Here is a 1,696-nt window from a genome sequence, read left to right on the forward strand (position 1 = left end):
CGTAATTTCTCTGATCATAATTTTCCTGAAAAAAACATAACGCCCGCCTAAGGGGCTGACAACGCATAACACCAAACTCAAACACTACAACTGTAACCACTTCGGCTCATTGGGACTGGAAACGCCACGCGTTGACAGTCCCGCTTGAGGCGTTTGTTAGCTTCGTAGCCTATTGTTTCCAAATAACTTTTAAACACCTTTGCTTGAAAAGCGATTTTACGTAAAAGCATCAAGCAAACACACGTCCAACGCCAAAAGCTGTGAAGTGGACGACCAAAACCTAAAACGATCAAAGTTAAGTTTGCCACGGTTAAGAGTCCGCGACAAAGAAAGCCAGATCACAGCGATGATGCAGCCCTTTGTGAAACCAAACTTTCCGTGTAGAACATCCAACAACATTGAAGCATCGAGATTTGTTAGCTTACGGCGACTTTGAAACTGCTGAAATTTCAACACTTTCTACCAAATCAGCATCAACAAAAACTCGCAAGCCAAGTTGTACAATTTGAATGTCAAAAGCAGAGTTTTCAGAACAATTTAGCTTAGATTTTGATGATTTTTGCTTTAAGAAGCTAACGCCCGGTTAAGGGGCAACCAACGCTACTACCAACTTTCCGCATAACACCGTAACCATAAAAACCAACGCATAATGAAAATGCCACGCGTTGGTTGTCCCTCTTGAACCGTTTGTTATGTAACTATCTAACGGCAATAGAGATTTCTACAGTATTAGCACTTTTGTAATACTCAAAGTCTGTTGTATACGCTCGTTTGTGAGGGCAGTGTTCAGAAGCAAAATAATTCCAAACCTCATTCCACAAATCGATAACTACTTGTGGCATTTCACCAGTCGCTGAAAAAGTCACGTACTTACCAGAGGAAACTTTCGTTTTTACTGATTCTGATAATAATTGTGGTGATAATGTGTCCGAACAAGCGATAACATCGAAAGCACCAGTAAAATCAGATTCATAGTTTGTGTATAAACCATACACTTTTGACTTGTCGGTTAACTTTGGAGCTGCATTTAAGTAAAATTTTTCCCAAAGATTTCCGATTTTTGCAGTCATAGGATTCATTTCATCTGCATTAGTCGTACGAACGACGAACCCCGTAACCTCAAAACCATTAATTTCACTGATGTTCATTTTTTCTCCTAGTTACATAACGCCCGGTTAAGGGGCAACCAACGCTACTGCCAACTTACCGCATAACACCGTAACCACAAAAAACAACGCATAGTAAAAATGCCACGCGTTGGTTGTCCCTCTTGAACCGTTTGTTATATTTTCGTTCTCAGCACTAATGTGACCAACAACTTAAGATTACAGAAAAACCATTAACAAACAGATACTTCTCGACTTTCTAAAACCGTAGCAGCGTCGGCTCTCTCAATAATTTTCAACAATACCGATTGAATTGCTTCATCTTCACGAACATCCTTATCACTCGTAAATCTCTGAATCTGCGCTTCAGCATTTTCTTCAGGAACAAAAGTGATGACTACTTCGGTCGCGAAATCTGTCGTTTTCCCGAAATACTCTAAAGATATTTGCGGATAACCTTTGAAACCTCTTTGTACTCGTTTCAATATGCGTTTTTTCGCTTTATCCACGTTCATCATGAATCCTTTTGATTGCTGAACTTAAAAAAATATAACGCCCGGTTAAGGGGCAACCAACGCTACTACCAAGCT

Annotated in this window: 3 protein-coding genes; all 3 read right to left on the reverse strand. The window is 40.0% G+C overall.

What is annotated here, in order from left to right; genetic code table 11:
- Positions 1 to 216: 216 nt before the first annotated feature.
- The gene (locus BSR11_RS10625; protein WP_032479935.1) at positions 217 to 399 is read right to left on the reverse strand and encodes a DUF645 family protein; all 183 of its coding nucleotides are present in this window, start codon (positions 397 to 399) and stop codon (positions 217 to 219) included.
- A 299-nt stretch (positions 400 to 698) separates the two neighbouring features.
- A complete protein-coding gene (locus BSR11_RS10640) occupies positions 699 to 1,148 on the reverse strand; it encodes a GyrI-like domain-containing protein (RefSeq protein WP_057556343.1) in 450 nt (149 codons plus the stop codon).
- A gap of 191 nt (positions 1,149 to 1,339) precedes the next feature.
- Positions 1,340 to 1,621: a hypothetical protein gene (locus BSR11_RS10650; protein WP_001100052.1), complete on the reverse strand. Its 282-nt coding sequence runs from the start codon at positions 1,619 to 1,621 to the stop codon at positions 1,340 to 1,342.
- Positions 1,622 to 1,696: the final 75 nt, after the last annotated feature.

The sequence above is a fragment of the Vibrio injensis genome (genome assembly GCF_001895205.1).
Lineage (GTDB): Bacteria > Pseudomonadota > Gammaproteobacteria > Enterobacterales > Vibrionaceae > Vibrio > Vibrio injensis.

Coding starts and splice junctions, on each gene's coding strand:
- BSR11_RS10625 (WP_032479935.1), bottom strand. CDS start 399: ATGTTGTTGGATGTTCTACACGGAAAGTTTGGTTTCACAAAGGGCTGC.
- BSR11_RS10640 (WP_057556343.1), bottom strand. CDS start 1,148: ATGAACATCAGTGAAATTAATGGTTTTGAGGTTACGGGGTTCGTCGTT.
- BSR11_RS10650 (WP_001100052.1), bottom strand. CDS start 1,621: ATGAACGTGGATAAAGCGAAAAAACGCATATTGAAACGAGTACAAAGA.